The 20146-nt window shown below is 48.8% G+C and carries 14 protein-coding genes; 5 read left to right on the forward strand and 9 right to left on the reverse strand.

Annotated elements, in window-relative coordinates:
• The first annotated feature begins 72 nt into the window (after positions 1-72).
• From ACN4EK_RS00745 to ACN4EK_RS00755, 3 genes are all read left to right on the forward strand, one after another.
• Positions 73-4365 (forward strand): PAS domain S-box protein, encoded by a 4293-nt coding sequence (locus tag ACN4EK_RS00745; protein ID WP_431655407.1) that lies wholly within the window; start codon positions 73-75, stop codon positions 4363-4365.
• A 350-nt stretch (positions 4366-4715) separates the two neighbouring features.
• Positions 4716-5567 (forward strand): ParA family protein, encoded by an 852-nt coding sequence (locus tag ACN4EK_RS00750; protein ID WP_431655408.1) that lies wholly within the window; start codon positions 4716-4718, stop codon positions 5565-5567.
• Positions 5567-6541, forward strand: a complete 975-nt coding sequence (locus ACN4EK_RS00755) for a ParB/RepB/Spo0J family partition protein (protein WP_431655409.1) — start codon at positions 5567-5569, stop codon at positions 6539-6541. The genes ACN4EK_RS00750 and ACN4EK_RS00755 overlap by 1 nt, the downstream gene beginning before the upstream one ends.
• A 416-nt stretch (positions 6542-6957) precedes the next feature.
• Here ACN4EK_RS00755 and ACN4EK_RS00760 read toward each other — a convergent pair whose 3' ends face one another.
• The 9 genes from ACN4EK_RS00760 to ACN4EK_RS00800 form a co-directional block, all read right to left on the reverse strand.
• Positions 6958-7911 (reverse strand): NAD(P)-dependent alcohol dehydrogenase, encoded by a 954-nt coding sequence (locus tag ACN4EK_RS00760; protein ID WP_431655410.1) that lies wholly within the window; start codon positions 7909-7911, stop codon positions 6958-6960.
• A 469-nt stretch (positions 7912-8380) separates the two neighbouring features.
• Positions 8381-10294, reverse strand: a complete 1914-nt coding sequence (locus ACN4EK_RS00765) for a PAS domain-containing sensor histidine kinase (RefSeq protein WP_431655411.1) — start codon at positions 10292-10294, stop codon at positions 8381-8383.
• Between the two features lie 262 nt (positions 10295-10556).
• Positions 10557-11252, reverse strand: a complete 696-nt coding sequence (locus tag ACN4EK_RS00770; RefSeq protein WP_431655412.1) for an alternative oxidase — start codon at positions 11250-11252, stop codon at positions 10557-10559.
• A 104-nt stretch (positions 11253-11356) separates the two neighbouring features.
• Positions 11357-12670 (reverse strand): CheR family methyltransferase, encoded by a 1314-nt coding sequence (locus ACN4EK_RS00775; RefSeq protein WP_431655413.1) that lies wholly within the window; start codon positions 12668-12670, stop codon positions 11357-11359.
• Between the two features lie 268 nt (positions 12671-12938).
• Positions 12939-13790, reverse strand: a complete 852-nt coding sequence (locus tag ACN4EK_RS00780) for a hypothetical protein (protein WP_431655414.1) — start codon at positions 13788-13790, stop codon at positions 12939-12941.
• A gap of 389 nt (positions 13791-14179) precedes the next feature.
• Positions 14180-15049, reverse strand: a complete 870-nt coding sequence (locus ACN4EK_RS00785; protein ID WP_431655415.1) for a phycobilisome rod-core linker polypeptide — start codon at positions 15047-15049, stop codon at positions 14180-14182.
• Positions 15050-15143: 94 nt separating this feature from the next.
• Complete coding sequence (locus ACN4EK_RS00790) at positions 15144-15959, reverse strand: phycobilisome rod-core linker polypeptide (RefSeq protein WP_431655416.1); 816 nt, start codon at positions 15957-15959, stop codon at positions 15144-15146.
• Between the two features lie 145 nt (positions 15960-16104).
• Positions 16105-16593 (reverse strand): phycocyanin subunit alpha, encoded by a 489-nt coding sequence (gene cpcA / locus ACN4EK_RS00795; protein WP_431655417.1) that lies wholly within the window; start codon positions 16591-16593, stop codon positions 16105-16107.
• Between the two features lie 76 nt (positions 16594-16669).
• Positions 16670-17188: a phycocyanin subunit beta gene (locus ACN4EK_RS00800; protein WP_431655418.1), complete on the reverse strand. Its 519-nt coding sequence runs from the start codon at positions 17186-17188 to the stop codon at positions 16670-16672.
• Positions 17189-17699: 511 nt separating this feature from the next.
• Between ACN4EK_RS00800 and ACN4EK_RS00805 the strand changes: the two genes are divergently transcribed.
• A complete protein-coding gene (locus tag ACN4EK_RS00805; protein WP_431655419.1) occupies positions 17700-18452 on the forward strand; it encodes a phycobilisome rod-core linker polypeptide in 753 nt (250 codons plus the stop codon).
• 234 nt (positions 18453-18686) lie between these two features.
• Positions 18687-20039: an efflux RND transporter periplasmic adaptor subunit gene (locus ACN4EK_RS00810; protein WP_431655420.1), complete on the forward strand. Its 1353-nt coding sequence runs from the start codon at positions 18687-18689 to the stop codon at positions 20037-20039.
• The last annotated feature ends 107 nt before the right edge of the window (positions 20040-20146 follow it).

A 20146-nucleotide genomic window follows, 5' to 3' on the forward strand; every position in this document is an offset into this window, starting at 1 on the left:
TAGCTGGTTGGTTCTTCTAGAAATTATTCAGTTGCGTGGCTGATTGTTTCATCGTGTTTAGGACTCCGGCAAATGACATTTCTTCGTCACCAAACTGATCAAAAAAACGTTCAAACACCAGCCTTAAACTTACCTCAACCCGTCCCGCGATCGGTTCCAGGGGATGTTCCGCCCTGCCCCGCCAATTACCGGGAGATCTCCTACTCCAAATCTGCCGTTGCCCCGGCGACCCAACTGTCCCCCCTGGTCGATGATCTTTTAGAGCTAACCCCCGTCCCGATCGCGATCGTGGCGCTAGAAACCGATCGGATGCTGCTGAAAAATCACCTGGTCAATCCCCTATTTGACATCTCCCCCGACGATCGCTTTGAGTTCCTGACTGCCGCCTGCTATGCCAATCCGTCAGATCAGGCGCAATTCCTGGCTCAGTTACACGCTAACGTGACGTTATTGGATTATCCCGTTACGTTCCAAACCCAAACGGGTACGTCCTTTGAGGCGCTGATTACAGCCAAACTGGTAGAGTATGAGCAAACCCCAGCCGCACTCCTGATCTGGACAGAATCACGTCAGACCTCCGTTCCCGCAGCATCTCAGGAGCATCTTGCTCCGCAGCGCCAGCAGCTTGAATCTGAATGGCAAAAGTTTGTCGCCCTGGTGGAAAACAGTAATGATTTTATTGCTATGTCATCTCTGACGGGCGAAGTGTTGTACGTCAATCAAGCAGGACGGGAACTCGTCGGTTTAGATAGTCTGGAGGCGGCCTTAAATAAATCGATCGCAGAATACCTCCCAGAGTCCGATTTAGCCCACTTTTGTCAGATCACGTTGCCAACCTTACAAACCACTGGCAGGCATGAGGGCGAGGGCAAGTTGCGTCACTTTCAAACTGGCGAATCCCTGGACATGCATCGCAGTTGCTTTACAGTTAAACATCCCCAAACCAACGAAATTTTATGTTTAGCCACCATTCAGCGCAATATTACGGCTCAAAAACAAGCTGAACAGGCACTCCGGGACAGCAGAGAACAGTTTCAAGTGCGGGCACTTCAGCAAGCGGCAGTCGCCACGTTAGGACAACGAGCCTTAGCGGGACTTGACCTGGCTCTGTTAATGCAAGCGGCAGTTTCCCAGGTTTCTGAGGTGTTGCAGGTGGATTGTTGTGGCATTTTTGAACGATCGCCGGAGGGTAACGCCTTACAACTACAAATGGGTGTTGGTTGGAAACAGGGATTAGTCGGAGCCGCGCGGGTCGCAGTACAGGCAAATTCTCAAATTGGTTATCCACTCCTGCATCAAACACCAGTCATTGTCGAGGACTTCCGAATTGATCCTCAGTTTGGCGGCCCACCGTTGCTTCACAATCATCAGGTAGTTAGTGGCATTAATGTGGTGATTCCCGGTCAACCCCACCCCTTTGGTGTCCTGGGTGGCTATACCAAACACAGCCGCAACTTCACTCAAGATGATGTTCACTTTCTGCAAGCGATCGCCAACGTTCTGGCGGCAGCCATTGAGCGCAAACAGACCGAGGCGCGGCTGCGGTTAATGGAACGGGCGATCGCCGCCAGCAGCAATGGCATTGTTTTAACGGATGCGAATCAACCGGATAATCCGATTATTTATGTGAATCCGGCGTTTGAAAGCATGACCGGCTATACCGCCGCGGACGTGATCGGTTACAACTGCCGATTTTTACAAGGAACCGATACGCAACAATTAGCTTTAACGGAATTGCGATCGGCGCTGCAAGCCCATCGGGAGTGTCATGTCGTTCTGAGGAACTATCGCAAGGATGGCACGTTGTTTTGGAATGAGTTACATGTAGCTCCCGTGTTTGATGCGGAGGGTTATCTGACCCATTTCGTCGGCATTCAGACTGATATCACGCAGCGCAAACAGGCAGAGGAAGCCTTACGGGAGCAAGAGGAACAATACCGCCGCATTGTCGAAACAGCCACCGAAGGCATTTGGGTATTGGATCGGGACAATCAAACCAGTTTTGTCAACCACCAAATGGCAACGATGCTGGGCTACTCGATCTCTGAGATGATGGGTGAAACCCTGTTTTCCTTTATGGATGAAGAAGGCATTGCGATCGCGAACCAAAATTTAGACCGCCGTCGCCAGGGCATTGTTGAAACCCATGACTTTAAATTCCGCCGCAAAGATGGCAGCGAATTGTGGGCGATCGTTTCAACCGCTCCCTTCTTTGATCAGCAAGGGCAGTATGCTGGAGCCCTGGGAATGATTACGGATATCACCGAGCGCAAGCAAACAGAAGCCGCCCTCCAGGACAGTGAACAGCGCCTGAACAGCATTTTGCATTCCCTCGATGACGTAGTTTGGTCTACTTCGGCTACTGGCTCGGAACTGTTTTATCTCAATTCGGCGGCTGAGAAGCTTTACGGTCGCCCTGTTGCCGAATTTTTCCAGAATCCTGATCTTTGGCTGGAGGTGGTTCATCCCGACGATCGCGATCGGGTCATTGCTGAATCTCAAGCCATGTTAGAAACTGGCAGCAAAGACCTGGAATATCGGATTATTCGCCCGGATGGCGAGATCCGCTGGCTCCGAGATCGCTGCCAAAGTATTTGTGATATCGGTAGCAAAACCTGTCGTCTGGATGGCATCGCCACTGACATTACCAAACGCCGTCAGGCAGAAGCCGCCCTCCGCAAGAGTGAAGAACAGTTCCGCCTGATTTTTGAATTGGCTCCGATCGGGATTGCGCTCAACACGCTCAATGGTCAATTCTTAAAGGTCAATCAGGCCTTTTGTGAGGTGATTGGGTATTCAGCCGACGAACTGCGAGATCTGACCTTTGCCGACATTACCCATCCCGAGGATCTAGATACGGATCTGACCTTTACCCAACAACTGCTTGAGGGCAAGCTGACCCATTTTCAAATTGAGAAACGCTATCTCGCCAAGGATGGTAAGGTCGTGATGGCATTGCTACAAGCCACTCTAATTCGAGATCCGGCGGGCAATCCCTGGCAGACGATCGCCCAGGTAGTAGACATTACCGATCGCAAACGCATGGAAGATCAATTAGCCCATGATGCCTTCCATGATGCCCTGACGGGCTTACCGAATCGCCTGCTGTTTATGGATCGGTTACGGCATGTCTTGGCTCGGAATCAACGCGCCTGTGATCAACAGTTTGCGGTGCTGTTCCTTGACCTGGATCGATTTAAGGTGATCAACGATAGTCTGGGACATTTGGTGGGAGATCAACTCCTGGTGGCGATCGCTCACCGATTACAAGCCTGTTTACGTCCCGGCGATACCGTAGCCAGGTTAGGAGGCGACGAGTTCACGATTCTGCTTGACCCGATTAAAACGCCGGGAGATGCTACCCATGTGGCAGAGCGGATTCATCAAGCAATTCGAGAGCCTTTTAGTCTGGATGGGCACGAAATTTATACCAGCGTCAGTATTGGGATTGCGCTCAACGAAGTCTGTTATGCACAACCGGAGGAGGTGCTGCGGAATGCGGATACAGCCTTATATCGGGCAAAAGCCCAGGGTAAAGCCTGCTATGCCATCTTTAATACCGAGATGCATAACCGGGCAGTGGCATTGTTACAGTTAGAAACCGATTTGCGACGGGCGATCGATCGCCAAGAATTGCGAGTGTTCTATCAGCCAATTATTCATTTAGCCACAGGTCAGTTAAGTGGATTTGAAGCCCTGGTGCGGTGGCAGCATCCTGAGCAGGGTTTAATTCCACCCGCAGAGTTTATTCCCGTTGCCGAGGAAACCGGATTAATTGTGCCCGTTGGGCAATGGGTGTTACAGGAAGCCTGTCAGCAATTACGCCAGTGGCAACTGGATCTACCGATGGCAGCCTCACTTAGCATGAATGTCAATCTTTCCAGTAAGCAATTTTCGCAACCCGATCTGATTCATCAAATTGCTCACGTGTTGCACCAAACAGAGTTGGCTCCCGATCGCCTGAAGCTGGAAATCACTGAGAGCGGCATTATGGAGAATGCCAATTCAGCCGCCACTCTACTCCAGCAACTTAAGGCATTAGGGGTGCAAATTTGTATTGATGATTTTGGCACTGGCTATTCCTCGCTCAGCCGTCTGCACCAGTTCCCGATCGACACGCTAAAAGTCGATCGCTCCTTTATTCGCACCATGACCTCTGAAGGGGAAAATGCCGAGATTGTCCAGGCGATCCTGACCCTCTCCCAAAACCTGGAAATGGAAGTGGTTGCCGAAGGGGTCGAAACCGAGGAGCAACTCCAGCAATTACGCAACCTCCAGTGTGAATATGGTCAGGGCTACTTCTTTGCCAAGCCCCTCAATCATAAAGCGGCGGCGGCATTAATCGCGATCGTCCCAGTCTGGTAAGCTTGTACTATGAAGTGACTAAAAAAAGTTTCAGATGGGAATTACAGTGATATATTATCATCGCACTGACTATCGTGAGGCAGATCGCTCTTACTCAAATCCCTACTTGATCCTTCTGAGTAAGATCGATCCTACTCAAGTAGTGAGATGAAAAATTCTGAGTAAGATCGCTCTTACTCAAGTGGCTATACCAGCATTTCTCTGATTGGGAACTGAAAACTTCTGTCAAATGACCTTAAATCCGCTTCCCTTAGCTTTGACCATTTAGAGCTACACCTGATCCCATACCTCAGGTTAGATCGTTCTCACTATCCCGAATAAGTCACCATTCAACCCTTACATTGGAACCTATGTCACCCCTTGCAAACCCAAAGGTTAGACCCGCTCAGGTAGCGACCAAACTCAAGCAAATTGTGTTGTGGATCGGCGCTAATTCTGGAGGAGTGAGTAAAACCACACTAGCAATCCACATTGCCTATGAGATGGCACGTCGCGGTCTAGATGTCGCGATCCTGGATTTGGATACCAATGTCAGCATGGCGCAGTTCTCTGGCTTATCTAAAAATCCCGCCTGGGAAGAAACCATTTCCTACGTGTTATCTGATGACTTTGCGGGGGATTGGCCTCTGGCTACCCCCAGTTGGGGCAAACCAAAGGGCAAGGTCGAAATTTGTCGTGGTGGACCAGTGATGGTACAGACAGGGTTAGAACTGGCACTCAAGAAACGCCGGGAATATATCCTGCAAGATCGGTTGAGCGATTTTCCCTTACCGCATCAACTGATTATTCTGGACTGTCCAGCCACCTTAGGTAGCTTAAATGATATTGCTTTAGCCGTTTCAACTCACCTCCTGATCCCGGTTGAATTAACCCCCAAATCGTTATCGGGCTGTGATGCCTTACTGGCCTGGTACCGAATTAGTTGCAAAGAAATGCGCCTGAATCCACCACCACAGATTTTAGGTGTTGTACCAGCCCGTTATAACCAGGAAGAGTCCATCCAACGGGATTATCTCAAGCTACTTCCGCAAATGTTAGCGGGGCAAAATATTCCCTGCTATCCATCCATTCGATATAGTCGAGAGTTCATCAATGCCAGCGATCGCGGGATCCCGCTTCCCCTCCATCGTAAAGCTCACAAAGCCTGTCAAGACTTCTTACCCATCTGTAACGATCTGACCGCATCACTGAGGGACAATTAATGGGAAAAGCAACTAGAAGTGCTGACTTTTTCTCGCTCAGTCAGCAAACTGCCGAATTAGAATCTGCCCAGGAGCGAATTGCTGAGTTGGAAGCCTTTAATCAACAACTCCAGGCATTAGTGGGAACCCAGGTAGCCTCTCCGACGAAGAATGCTATTACCGTTCCGATCACCAGCATTGTGCGTGATCCTGAGCAAGCCCGCCGCTGGTTTGACCCCGAAGAACAAGCCAAATTGACTGCCGCAATGCGCGAGTTTGGCTTTCGGGGACGGCTCTGGGTGAGAGCACTACCGGATGGTAAATATCAGTTGGTCGCTGGAGAACGTCGTCTACGATCGGCACTGGCAGCAGAATTCACGGAAGTTCCTGTCGAAGTTCTGGATATAGACGACGATTTAGCGATCGTGCTGTCGTTGCTAGAAAATTTACAGCGAGTTGACCTCAATCCGATTGAAGAAACTCAGGGGATTCTCAGGCTACTGTCGCGACGACTCCAATGTTCAGTGTCAGAAGTCACTTCCTTGCTCTATCGCATGAAGAACCAGCAACAGCGCCAGGAAGAACCCACTTTAGAGGAGGCAACTGCCTTTGCGACGATCGCCCAGGTGTTTGAGACGATCGGGCGGATTAGCTGGATGTCTTTCATTACCATGCGGCTGCCCCTACTCAACTTCCCACCAGAAATTCTAGATGCCTTGCAGCAGGGACAAATTGAGTATACCAAAGCCACGATTATTGCGCGGGTCAAGGATGAGCAGACCCGGCAGGAACTATTGCAAGATACGATCGCCAGTAACCTATCATTGGCGGAGGTGAAACTACGAGCAAAGGAAACAAAATCAAATCAATCACCTTCTCTCCAGGAGGAGTTTAAGCAGGTGATTAAAGCCTTACCCAAAGCCTTAAAAGACCCTAAAAAGGCGAAAACTGCCCAGGCATTATTGGAGAAATTAAAACAGCTAGTCAATGAGTAAGATCGCTCTTACTCAATCCAACCTCCTGCTTAAGGTGCTTTCTAGCCCACAAAATATCTGTAAGGCTAGGTTTGCCAGATCGTTTGACGGATGCAACAGCCCCTTTCAACGCAAGCTGACCCTACAACGGGATCTCTTTTCTCCCAGGCATTGCCTCAGTTTAGGGAAACTTGAAATGAAAATCACTCCTTAGGAATGGGGATTAAATCATACCAATTTAATCTCGACACGCTACAGATTGAGCCCCCTGCCTTCGGCATCCCCCTTATGAAGGGGACTGAGGGGGATCAGTGCAAGGGCTGTGTCGCAAGGTTTATTTAATTTGGGATCAGTTCAAGTTTTGCTAGGAGCGGATTGTGTCAGCAAATGGATCAGAGGAGGTAGATTAATTTGCTAAACCCGCCCGAACAATCTGCTCAATTCTGTGCCACTGTAATCACAATTTTGCCCACAGCCCGTTTCGTCTCACTATAGGCATGAGCAGCCGCTATCTCCGCTAATGGGTAAGTTCGATCAACCACCGATCGCAATTTGCCCACCTCGATCTGTTCCTTAAGAAATATCAAATCGTTAGCATTGGTTTTGAGCAATACTACCTTGTATTTTTGACCAGGCACAAACCAACTCAACAAACGTTGAACATAGTTGGCTGGATAGGGCTGTGTAGTGACATAAGCCCCTTGAGGTTGCAGTACCCGTTTACAGTCTTTAAAGGCACGATTGCCAACCACATCAAATACGATGTCATACCGAGTCGCCTCCTGCGTGAAATCCTGTTGCTGATAATCAATCACCCGATCGGCTCCCAGACGTTTGACTAAATCCGCATTATTCGCACTACAAACTCCCACCACTGCACTCGCCCCTAGAATTTTTGCCAGTTGCACCGCATAAGTCCCTACCCCCCCGGAAGCCCCATTGATCAGGACGTGCTGACCGCTCGCTAAACCTCCTTCATCCCGTAGTCCCTGCAAGGCAGTCATTGCCGCTAGTGGAACCGCTGCCGCTTCCACATAGTTCATGGTTGTGGGTTTCAGAGCCACCGCCTGTTCGCTAACTAACGCATATTCGGCGTATGCCCCACCAATCAATTGATCGAGCCGAGCATAAACCGCATCCCCGATCTGAAAGCGAGTGATACGATCGCCAACTTCGACAACGTCACCCGCTAAATCAAAGCCTAAGACGAATGGAAAATTTCGACCTGTTAAAAGTTTCAACCTACCCTGACGAATTTTCCAGTCAATTGGATTAATGCTGCTAGCGTAAACCTTGACTAACATCTGATCAGGTTTAATCACCGGGCGATCGACATCGCTATATTGCAACACATCAACATCACCATAACGGTTAATAATTGCCGCTTTCATTCAGTCACCTCCAATTAAACCTACGGTGTACACACATCTTCATCCTCAAGATCCTACATTTCGCCCCCCTAGCCCCTCAGAATTGGGGGGAATTAGAACTTTCAAAGTCCCCCAGCATTGGGGGTTTATAGCCCTACGGGCATACTAGAAAAGGGGGCGAGACAGGCTTAATCATCAAACAAACAACTTGTGTATACACGGTAGCTAATTAAACAGGGGGGTACACAAGAGCTACTGTATCGAATTTGCTGAAAAAATCCATCCTGCCATCACAGCTAAGTTTGATGAACCAAGGGATAAAACCCTGTAACTTAGTCTCAGAGCTACTTTCCCTAGCTATTCGTGTTACATTATTTCAATCCAAAAAGTAACACGAATACACGGACAGCGATTGCTCGGAACAGTAGCAACGGTATGGGGTGATGACCACCGCTATCCATGCCTCACAGCTTGAGAGTTTTTGACTCAGCTAGTATTCCACGCTGAGATGAGTATCGATCAGTGATGTAGGGCAACTAGATTTAATTGGAATTTCGATCGTAAATTCTGTTCCCTGTCCAGGTACAGAGTGGCATTTGAGATGCCCACTATGTTGTTCCACCACAATCTGGTAGCTAATCGATAATCCTAAACCTGTGCCTTTACCCACAGGTTTCGTTGTAAAAAAGGGATCAAACAGTTGTTGTTTAACTTGCTCAGTAATTCCTAGTCCGTTGTCTGTAATGCGAATAGCCACCCAATCAGAGTTGATTTGTTCTGTTTGAATATGAATGGTCGGTAAGGGACAGGATAACTCAGGAGCAGATGTCGAAATAATCGTGTTGTCTTGCCATCCCCTCTGCTGACTGAAGTGGATACGCTCCTCTAACGCATCGATCGCATTACTCAAAATATTCATAAACACCTGATTGAGTTGCCCTGCATAGCAGTCAACCAGAGGTAAATGATCATAGGTTTTGTGAACCCTAATTGTGGGAAATCCAGGTTTTGGATTCAGCCGATTTTGTAAAATCATCAACGTGTTGTTGATGCCTTCATGAATATCGACCGCTTTTTTATCTGCCTCATCCAACCGAGAGAAGTTACGCAGGGAAAGCACAATTTGACGAATGCGATCGGCACCTACTCGCATTGAGTTTAGTAACTTAGGTAAATCATCCCAAATAAACGGTAAATCAATCTCAGTGAGAGCTTGCTCAACGTCTGGTGTAGGCTGAGGATAAGCTTGTTGATATAATGCCAGTATGTGCAGCAAATCTTGAGCATACTGACTCGCATAAACGATATTGCCATTAATGAAATTGACTGGATTGTTAATCTCATGGGCAACTCCTGCCACTAACTGCCCCAAACTTGACATTTTTTCAGATTGCACCAGTTGTGCCTGCGTTTGTTTAAGCCGTTGTAGTGCTTGTTGTAATTGTTGAGTTTGTTGGCGTAACTGGGCTTCTGATTGCCGCAGTCCAGCTTCTGCTTGCTGACGCTCTACAATTTCGTGCCGGAGTAGGCGGTTTGATTCTAACAATTCGGCAGTTCGCTCTTGAACTCGTTGTTCCAGGTCATCGTATGCTTTTTGCAAAGCAGCTTCAGCGCGTTTCCGTTCTGTAATATCGCGAGTTACTTTGGCAAATCCGCGCAATTGTCCCTGTTTATCATGCAAGGCGGTGACAACAGCATGTGCCCAAAATCGAGAACCGTCACGACGCACTCGGCAACTCTCGTCTTCAAATCGTCCCAGGGTAGCAGCAACCTGCAATTCATAAGCAGGTTTACCTGCACACACATCCTCTGGTGGATAAAGTTGTGCCACAGGTTGACCAATGATTTCGCTCTCAGTATAACCATTAATCCGCTCAGCACCAGGGTTCCAGCTAATTACATTGCCGTTAGGATCGAGCATATAAATGGCATAATCCTTGACACTTTCCACCAGACAGCGAAACCGTTCTTCACTCTCTTGCAACGCTTGCCGCGATTGTTTACGTTCTGTGATGTCTCGCACAACGGCATAAACGGTGCACTGCTCTGGGTAAAATTCGGCATTCCACAGAAACCATTTATAACTGCCATCCTGACAACGGTAACGATTCTCAAATGTCAAACGACCAGTAACGGAAATAGTCGGTGAACAAAGGGTATGTAAATGATGGTGAGCGGCTTCTTGGTCATCAGGATGAATCAATGCTGTCCATGCATGGGCAAGCAGTTCCACTTTAGCAAACCCTAAAACCTCTTCCCAGCGATGATTAAGATATTGAAAATAACCATCATGGCTGATGATGCAAATCATATCCAGGGAAAGACTCAAAAAACGCTCTCGCTCTAATTGAACTGGTTGAGCTTGAGGGTCACGAGGTTGAGGTGGTGGAGTGATCATTACCATGACAATCCAAGGAATAGATGGAGCTTAGAAATATCCCCTGACAAACTATTAATTAAAACTATGAAATTGTGATAGACGCTTAAATATACTTTAAGCTTTTTTACTCTTTTCTCCGGACATTGCTCATCAGAATTTGTGTTTTACTTGATTGCCATTGGTTATTTGTCAGCAATTTAAATTGCATAAAATTAATCGGGATGTTATCTCTAACACCCCGATCGACATACATCAACTAGGAAACACGACTGGACGATCGCCCCGCTTAAGACACAGTGATTTTCTCATTAGCAGACTCAGGAGCAAGGACAATCACGGCTTCAGTATGAGGGCTTTTGAATATTAGTCCGGCATCCGATCGCTGACACGCCACCATTGTCTTCACATGTTCTTGCTCATCATCACGGATGGCAACAAACACATCATAAAGATTGTTGACCTCAGGACGGCGAGCATTAGGTACTTGTCCAGACTGAAATTCATCAAACATATAAAGATCGCCATCTCGATAATATTGCACCGCGATCGCTGGGGCAGGTTGCAATTTCAGGTCTGCTTCGTTTTCCTTCAGAAACTTGTTGTAAGTGCGGAAGGCATGACCTTCTACGAGTTCCATAAAGTGATAAGCAGCACGCGGCGAGACAATATACAACCCGCAAATAATCCAGTAGTAAAGTAGAGCCACACTACGGGCCAGCAGGCGATCGCCCCAGTAGTTACCACCCCCCAATTCTTCCATAATCAGCAGATGGTGCAGTTCATTCCAGGATTCGGCAAAATGCACTTTGAGCCAATCCGCCCTGCGCCACCATCCCAGAGTTTCATACAAGTGTAGAACAGATAGATAGGAGAAATAGGGCACTCGCGCCACTGTTTCCAACACATAAAACCGGGGATAGGGACGATCGCGGTAGACGGTGTTAATCACAAACACCAGAATACCAACCAGTAATCGAATCATTGGTAACAATCCTTCGGAAGCAAAGTTAGAAGCTGGCTAAACCAGGGTGTGATTCACCAACTGCTGCTAGTCTAAACACCAAATCTGAGGAAGTTGTGAGGAGTTTAATCACTCGCTGAGGCTAACTGTTGGCGCTTTTGCAGACGCTGTTGTAACCGTTGTGCCCCGATCGCATCGCCACGAAATTCTTTGAGTAGGGCGAATTGCATTAGCGCTTCAGCATGATGCGGTTGCAGGTATAACGCTTTTTGAAAGCAGCGTTCCGCTTGCTCATACTGCGCTGTTGCCTGATACAACGTTCCTAGCAAGGTATGGGCATCGGCATCGATCGCGTGAGTAGCTAAGTAAGCTTGGCATTGAACGATCGCAGTCGTTAAATATCCAGCATCAGCCAATTCCCTCGCTGACTGTAACTCTTTATCAGATGACAGGGATGATGAAACAGAAGGTTGATCTGCAATCAGTGATAGCGAGTGAGCCTGAGTTGATTGGGAAGATGAATATTTTGTTGCCGAAACTATATCTAAGGGAATCGGCTGTTGAGGTAGCAATTGAGGTGATATTTTTTTAGGTTGCGGTAACTCCGTGAGTGAACTAGTCGTTAGTGGCATTAACTGAGGTGACGTAGACTCTAGCTTACGAAAGGCAAATGTAAACGGTTGCCGCACAAAAGCAAAGCGATCGAGAGGAACCTTTCCTGTCTCAGCCGCCCCGACAAAGAGTAGCCCTATCGGTGATAGTAACCGATCCAGGGTTTTGAAGGTTCGTCTACAGGCAGCCGCATCTAAATAAATTAACAGGTTACGACAAAAAATCATGTCGTATGGTGAGGAGATCTGGCTGAACAGTTCCAGCACATTTCCCTGTTGAAACCGCACCAAACTCTGTACCAAAGAACAGACACGGTATTGCTGGTCAACGGACTGAAAGTATCGCTCCCGTTCCACCCAATCCTCGCCCCGGAAAGAATGCTGACCATACATTGCCTGTTGGGCTTTACTGAGGGCAACCTGGCTGATATCGATCGCATCAATCCGAACTCGCTGAGCGGGTATCCCCGCCTCCAGTAGCGCAATTGCGATCGAGTAGGGTTCTTCCCCAGTCGAACAGGGTACACTCAATACTCGCAGTAGTTCAGTTCCCGACTTGTAGAGCCACTGGGAACGGACATAACTGACTAGAAAATCAAATGGCTTGCGATCGCGGAAGAACCAGGTTTCCGGTACAACTAGATGTTCCACCAGGGTCGTCAATTCAATAGGCGACGCCTGCAATCTCTGGAAATATGCCTGGACATCCACTAAACCACAGGCAGCACAACGATCCTCAACGACCCTGGCTAGTTTGCGATCGCCGATGACTGAGACATCCAGACCAGTGCGTTGACCCAATAGGGTGGCAATTATTTCCACAGGCATCGCTGATAACAATCAAAATCACAGAAGCACACCTGAGATTTATCATGCCCTCAGTAGGGTCAAAAATTACGTTCCACCCAACAGCGTTGAGATGGCGAACAGTCTTGCTACAAAAAAGCAGTTCTGGAATCAGCCCTATCGCCTAATTCCAGAACCTTCACCCCAGAAAACTTAACACAGCCAGTCAATGAGTAAGAGCGCTCTTACTCAAACCGTATTGTTATCTACCCTGGCGGTTCGCGAACGAGATGTCCTGAGTCTAACTGGATTACAGAACATTGGTAATCAGATCTACCACGATCGTCTGAGCCTGGTCGAGTAACACAACATTTGAGCCAAGCACCACTAAATCGTATTGTGTGGGGAGATTGATGTAGGTGTTGACTTGCTTTGGTAACACTAATAATTTTTTCGCAATTCCCGGAGGTAGACCCTTACCCCGCATCAGTTGCTTTTGAATTCCCGGAGGGAGCGATCGGACTTGGCTAGTGACCTGGCTCCGGAAGGTATTCGTCAGGAGATAGTTGCAATTGCAGTTACCACGGAGTAAGTCTGTTAAGACAGTCCGTTGACTGTTGGTAAAGCTGACGAGTTGAACATTCTGTACCGTTTGAGTTTGACGCACATTACGAATCGGACCATTGTAAGCCACAACGACTCTGGAGCTTTCCTTATAGACCGTCACAACACTCTCGATCGTCATCGTTGTCATTCCCGGTCGGCTACCCAAAAAGGTAAACGTCCAAGAATCTCCATTGTCGATGTAGCGAGTTTGCTTGGCAGGCCCATGCATAGAAGCTTCTGCCCGATATACCCGCAGCCCACCATTCGCTTCTTCTGCGGCTTGACGAGCCAGGTTCTTCGCCCGATTCAGGTCAATCTTAACTTTTTTGTCATTCTTACCATCTTTATCGGCAATCAACCACCCTGACGAACGACTGCCTATGGAAGAGTCAACCGTTAACTGAGAATGGGGTTGACTAGCGGCAGATTCACTCAATGACGTAGAAGCTGGTAAGACAGACGCTTGAGCGATCGCTGGCATTCCAGCCATCAGAGCTAGACTCGTCGCTGCTAGTGTCTTTTTGTTGAACAATGCAGTCACAGGTGAAAGTAACATCAGATTTTCCTCTATCAGAATTTTCAGTTTTTAACTGAATGCTGAATCAGAAGAAATTAATGGTGTTACCAAAGTTCCTCTACTTTTTTAACTTTATGGTTTCTTGATAAAACTGTTGATTCCAAAAAGATTTACCTGAACAAGTTAGACCAACGGGCTGAATGGGAATACTTTAATATCTAATTTTTTAGTAGTGAAATATTAATTGCATCGTTAAAGCAAGATCATCATCACGATCGCAATCAGGGGATAAAATTCCTATCCAGGTTGACCCCTAAAATACAAAAGGCTGAGAACTGAGTGCCGAAAACAAGTAGATACTCGATCGTCAGCCCTCAATCCTCAGCAACGATTAATTAGACGTTGATTAGAGCGTTACAAGCCATGCGTTAGAGGGGAGTAATACTGGCAATTTTGCCCCCCTGACGCTGGACTCTCTGCATGTGAGGAGTCAACTCTTCGTAGGGAATGATCACCGCCTTATTAACCCGCCGGACTTTGGGATAGCCTGATCCGGTAATCGCGGCGACTTCAACCCGGAACAGCCGACCCGAGCCAAATGCCTTGGACCCCCCAAACGCACTGTAGGAAGCATCCCCTTTGGCGGCAGGTTGGAAGGCAAACCCAACGGCACCACCGGATGGGGGCACGATCGCCGCCGCAGTATTCCGAGCGAGATCCTTCACTAAGCGAGGTGCAGTACCGGTAAATTGCGCCAAATCACTGTTAGAAGCCCCCCGATAGAGTTGGAACAGACGGGTAAACCCAATCGTTTTCTGCCCCATGCCGGTAGTCACCAGATCGCGATAGTAAGGAACCACATTCTCCCCAAAGTATTGTTGATACTCGGCTGAGTCGATATAGGAATCGATATCGGCTTCGTATCCCTGCTCCTGGTACAGATTCATGTGCTCCGTAATCTCAGCCTGATCATAGGGTGCCCGTCCTAACAGGTGCTTAAAGTTCAGTTCGATCGTCCGGCTGTGGAAACTGTTATGAAAGAACTTTTGTTTATACAGATCTGACTTTGCCACCTGACGGACAAATCCCTGCACCGTAATCTTACGATCGCGCAGAAGCGATTCAGCAATGACCAGACGCTCAGAGTTAAGTAGATGGGGATTGCCTAACACCTGCTGGTAAACCGCCAGAATCACCGCTTCAACTTCGGCTGGAGTGGCATTGGGACGCAACTCCAGGGGAGCCGCATTGTTGAATGCCGCAACACCAAGACGCGAGGCTGCTGTTGTAATAGCCACCTAAAGTTCTCCTTCAATAATCAAGAATGGAAAGTAAATTCATTGTCTAGCAGTTTGGCGGCGATCGCTCGAAAATCTACTCCACTAGCAAAGCCTAGACGGCTGTAACGCTGATCACCTTACTGTCCGATCGACTCAACTGTTGCAACTTATTCGTTAGTTGGTCGTAGGGCACCAGCAATTCCAGGATCATGCGTCGGGCAAGCATCGCCTGGGGAGTGGTGGACTGCAACACCCGGAGACGATAAACATCACCCCGATCGCCGCCCACGGCTCCTGATATGGCGGCTGTCGCCGGAGCACTGATGGGGGTTGCCATATTTCTAGCCACTTCCCAGGTTAATTTGGGTTGTTTTTGTCCCTGCGAGCGATCGCTGTTGGCATAGCCCCGATACAGGTGCATTAACCGACTAAACCCGATCGCCCGTTGCCCAGGATGATCGACCTGAAAATCCCGATGATAGGGCACCACATGATCGCCAAAACTTTGTTGATATTCCCAGGAATCCAGATAGGACGCAATCTCCGCCTCATAGCCTTGGGAAGTATATAGATCCAAATGGTAGGAGATTTCCGCTTGGTCGTAGGGGGCGCGCCCTAGCAGATGTTTATAGTTCAACTCAATAAAGCGGACATGGAAGTTGGGATAGAGAAACTTTTCGCGATATAGCTCTGATTGAGCGATCGCCCGGACAAAATCCCGCACCGAAATGTTGCCCTGAATTAACAGTGATTCTGCACTGACTAGCCGCTCACTCTGCATCAGATGCTCATTGCCTAGCACCTGCCGGTAGGCGGCCCGAATCACCGCTTTCGCCTCATCTTGAGTCCACTTCGGGCGTAATTCAGCGGGTTGCGATTCGTCAAAGGGTTGAATTCCGAGTTTCCCAGCTTCTTGTAATCCAGCCATATTGGGTCTACCACTCAACTAAAATACTAATTGACCAAATTTTCAGTGTTTCTTAAGGTAGCAGCGCACAAAACAGCCCGGAAAAGTAATCAACACCTAGACATCTCTGCATAGAGCTCCTTACCTTCCCGGGCGAGCTAGAGATTTAGCTCAATGCGTTGATCATGTAATCGATGTAGGAGTTGGCTTCCAGAGCCGGGTCGCCCGTCAAGCCATGATTCGCTTTGATATACTTGAGCGCTTCCACATACCAGCTCGGAGACAGTTCAAAGGTGCTGTGCATTTCAGCCAAACCTGCCAGCAGGTATTCATCCGCCGGGCCTGTGCCCCCTGCGATCAAGCAGTATTGGATCATCCGGATGTAGTAGCCAATGTCACGAGAACATTTCCCTTTACCCCGAGCATCAGACGCATAGTTGTTGCCTGCCATTTGGGTGGTGTAAGGGAACTTTTGGTAGACAGCGTTTGCTGCCCCTTCGGTGAGTTGGGTCATTTTAGCGCCTAACGCTCTGGCCGCTTCCAAATCAGCCGTGGCTAAGCGCAGACGACCAAAGGCAATTTGCAGTTCGGTGTTGCTGAGGAAACGACCCTGGGAATCGGCAGTTGCGACTGCTTCAGTCAATTGGGTTTTCATCTGTCTGAATATCTCCCTAATGTTTTACAAAGTTCTGGTTGAAACGCATTGTGATTAGGCAAACGACCGGGCAGGATTAGCCAACCGCCGATGCTGCCCGATCGAAGTAACCGCCTAATTCCGCCATCAGCGCACTGCAATCGCCGGGTTGGATATTGTTGCGATCGTTGGCAACCGCGATCGCCGCATCTTTCATCTTGGTGATGCTATTAGCCATCGAGCTAGTTGGAACGCCTAACGCCAGGTAGGTTTCTTTCAACCCATTGAGGCAGCGATCGTCCAGCACACTGGCATCTCCAGTAAACATGGCATAGGTGATATAGCGGAGGATGATTTCCATATCCCGCACACAAGCCGAAACCCGACGGTTCGTGTAGGCATTACCACCCGGAGCAATCAGTTGGGGCTGTTCTGCAAACAATTCTCGAGCGGCATTAGCCACGATCGTAGATGCATTACCAGTAATCCGGTTTACAACGTCATAGCGCTTAGCACCATCCTTAACCATTGCTAGCAATGCGTCGATCTGAGCACTGCTAACAACTTCACCCCGCGTATCAGCCTGAGCAACCACTCTGGTAAACGCATCTAGCATTGATTCAATCTCCTAAAATTTGCTCAATTGAATATTCATGGCAACACAATTTCAAACTGATTTATCTCAGTTTGAAAGAGCCGCCACTTAGAACAGATAAAACGAGGCAATCAGCGATTTACCGCCTCTGTTCTGGACTATTCATACGATTAAACAATAAATTTGTGGATTTTTTGTGCAATCAATCGATATTTTGTGAGAAACCTATTAAGAAATGTTAATTAAACTACAAATCCCCTGGCAGGAAAGGATTTAGCAGGTTTTCTAAAATTCCTTTTTGTAACAAAAAGTTTACATAAACCAGATTTTTTCCTAGAAAATAATCTGCAAAGTTATCTATAACTATTGCTTAAACAGATAACTAACCATCTCTAGTTTCGATCACAGGATGCTGGGTTATTAGGTTAAACTCTGTAATTTTTATGGGATCAATACCGCCTGGAATCCCTTCACCCTTTATGATGTTCAAAATACCTTTTTGAAGTTTAGTAAGACGGGAGTTTATCGAAGCGTGGCTATTCCTCTGTTAACCTATCCGCCGTCCTGCCCGAACCAGCGTGTGGCAGCGTTGGGGGCGCGGGATGACGAACTGATCATTTATTCCACGGACGATCAGTTCTCGCCGTCAGACATGACTAACTTAATCAATGCCGCCTATCGCCAGATCTTCTTCCATGCCTTTAAGTGGGATCGGGAAATCGTGCTGGAGTCGCAACTGCGGAATCGTCAGATCACTGTGCGTGGCTTCATTCGCGGGCTGCTACTATCGAACACCTTTATCGATAGCTTCTATGACAAAAACAGTAACTACCGCTTTGTGGAACACTGTGTCGAAAAAGTGCTGGGGCGGCGAGTTTACAACCAACGGGAAAAAATCGCCTGGTCAGCCGTTGTCATGACGAAAGGCGTGAAAGGCTTTGTTGATGAACTGCTCGACAGCGATGAGTACCTGGAAAACTTTGGGGAGAATACGGTTCCCTATCACCGCCGTCGGATTTTACCCAGCCGCGTTACGGGTGAAATTCCCTTCAACATTACCTCGCCTCGCTACGATGCGTACTACCGCACTCAACTCGGTTTCCCTCAACCTGTTTGGCAAGAGGTGGTGCGCCGCTTCCGCTCCTACGAAACACAACCCAGAATTGGCGATCCAACCTTATTTATGGATATGGCTAAGAGCATTCAACCAGCGGCGGCTGTACCGAGCCGAACATCGGTCTACAACATAGATATTGACAAGACCGTACCTTATCGATCGCGCTAAAGGGTCGGACGACATCTCAATCTTGCTCTTAGTCGGGGTGGTGCATAGCCGCTCCGACTAATTTTTATCCCCTATGATCGGCACTGGGCACTCTAAGATAAAGCTAACTGCGGTAGCAAATCTTAGTTCCAATGCAATCCCCCTAAGGGCATAGGAGGAATTCAGGTTTGTATGCAACACTGATGGTTAGTTAAGCTAATTAAGAAACGTGAACTAACTAAGGAAGTGTACCTCATGTTCCCGTCTGTTCTAGGCAAGTCCAGGACTTTTGGCATCGCTGGCTGGCTGATCCTTGCCGGGCTCCTTCCTGTCCTTTGGGGCTGTGGTGAACTATCGAGAGCAGAGGTAGAAACCCGACAACAGAGTAATGCCGCCCAGGAAGCCGCCTCAGCCAATGTGGTAGTTGCCCGTGAAGGCACAATTCGCGCCGCCCGAGAATATACCGGCACAACTCAACCATTTCGGCTAGTGTCGCTGCGATCGCAGGTTGAGGGTCAACTCCTAAATTTAGACGTAACCGTCGGCGATGCCGTTCAACAGGGGCAGGTATTAGCGCAAGTCGATAGTACGGTATTAGCCACCAGTGTGACAGAAGCCCAGGCAGAAGTCGCCGCCCGTGAGTCAGAGGTGGCTCAAGCCCAGATTGGTGTCAGTGATGCCCGCACTCAGGTGAATCGGGCTCGCGCCGAACTCCAACAGGCGCAATCGGATCTGAAGCGGTTGCAATATTTAGTGGATCAGGGTGCTATCCCAGCACAACAGGCGGAACAAGCCAGTACCCAGGTTACAACCGCCGCCGAAACGCTGCGATCGGCGCAGGAACAGGTTCGCACCCGCCAACAGGCTGTCGTGGCTGCCCAGAGACGGGTCGCCGCTCAGCAAGCCGTGGTCAATCGAGAACGGGAACGCCAATCCTTTGCCGCCTTAAGTTCCCCGGTGACGGGTTCGGTGGTTGAGCAACCGATCGATCCGGGTAGCCTGGTACAACCCGGCACTGAAGTCTTGAGATTAGGTGACTTTAGCCAGGTGAAAGTTGCCGTCCAAATTTCCGAGTTGGAATTAGGCGATTTGCGCTTAGGGCAATCTGTCCGAGTGCGTCTGGATGCCTTTCCCCAGCAGGAGTTTAATGGCACAGTCACCCGCATCTCACCCGCCGCCGATCCCGTCGCCCGACTCGTCCCGATCGAAGTCACCATTCCCAATTCCAGCGGGCGGATTGGCAGTGGCTTGCTGGCCCGGGTGACGCTGAACCAAGCCAGTAATCGTCCCCGGATTCTAGTTCCAGAAACCGCGCTGGAGGTGAATCAGGAACGTCGAGGCGGCCAGGGTGGGGGCAATCAGCAGGCAAACCAGGGCGATCGTCGCCAGAATCAGACCGCCTCCAATCGGGGTACCGTATTTGTCGTAGAAGGGAATGGCAACGAAGGTAAAGTAACTGCCCGTCAGGTGACTCTAGGGAGTCGGGGAGACGGACAGGTTGAGATCGTTTCTGGCTTGCGGTCAGGAGAACGGTTTGTTGCCCGCAGTAGTAGAGCTCTGAAACCCGGTGATACGGTGCGGCTGAGTGTGCTTTCAGACGCGAGTTAGATACCAGACTGCCTTCATGGGTCAGTTCTGGCTACAGATACAAACGATCGCATCTCTAGACAGGATCGAATCATTCACCTTAACTAGCCTCTGCTGTTCATTTATCA

The sequence above is a fragment of the Pantanalinema rosaneae CENA516 genome, from assembly GCF_050753385.1.
GTDB lineage: Bacteria > Cyanobacteriota > Cyanobacteriia > Leptolyngbyales > Leptolyngbyaceae > Pantanalinema > Pantanalinema rosaneae.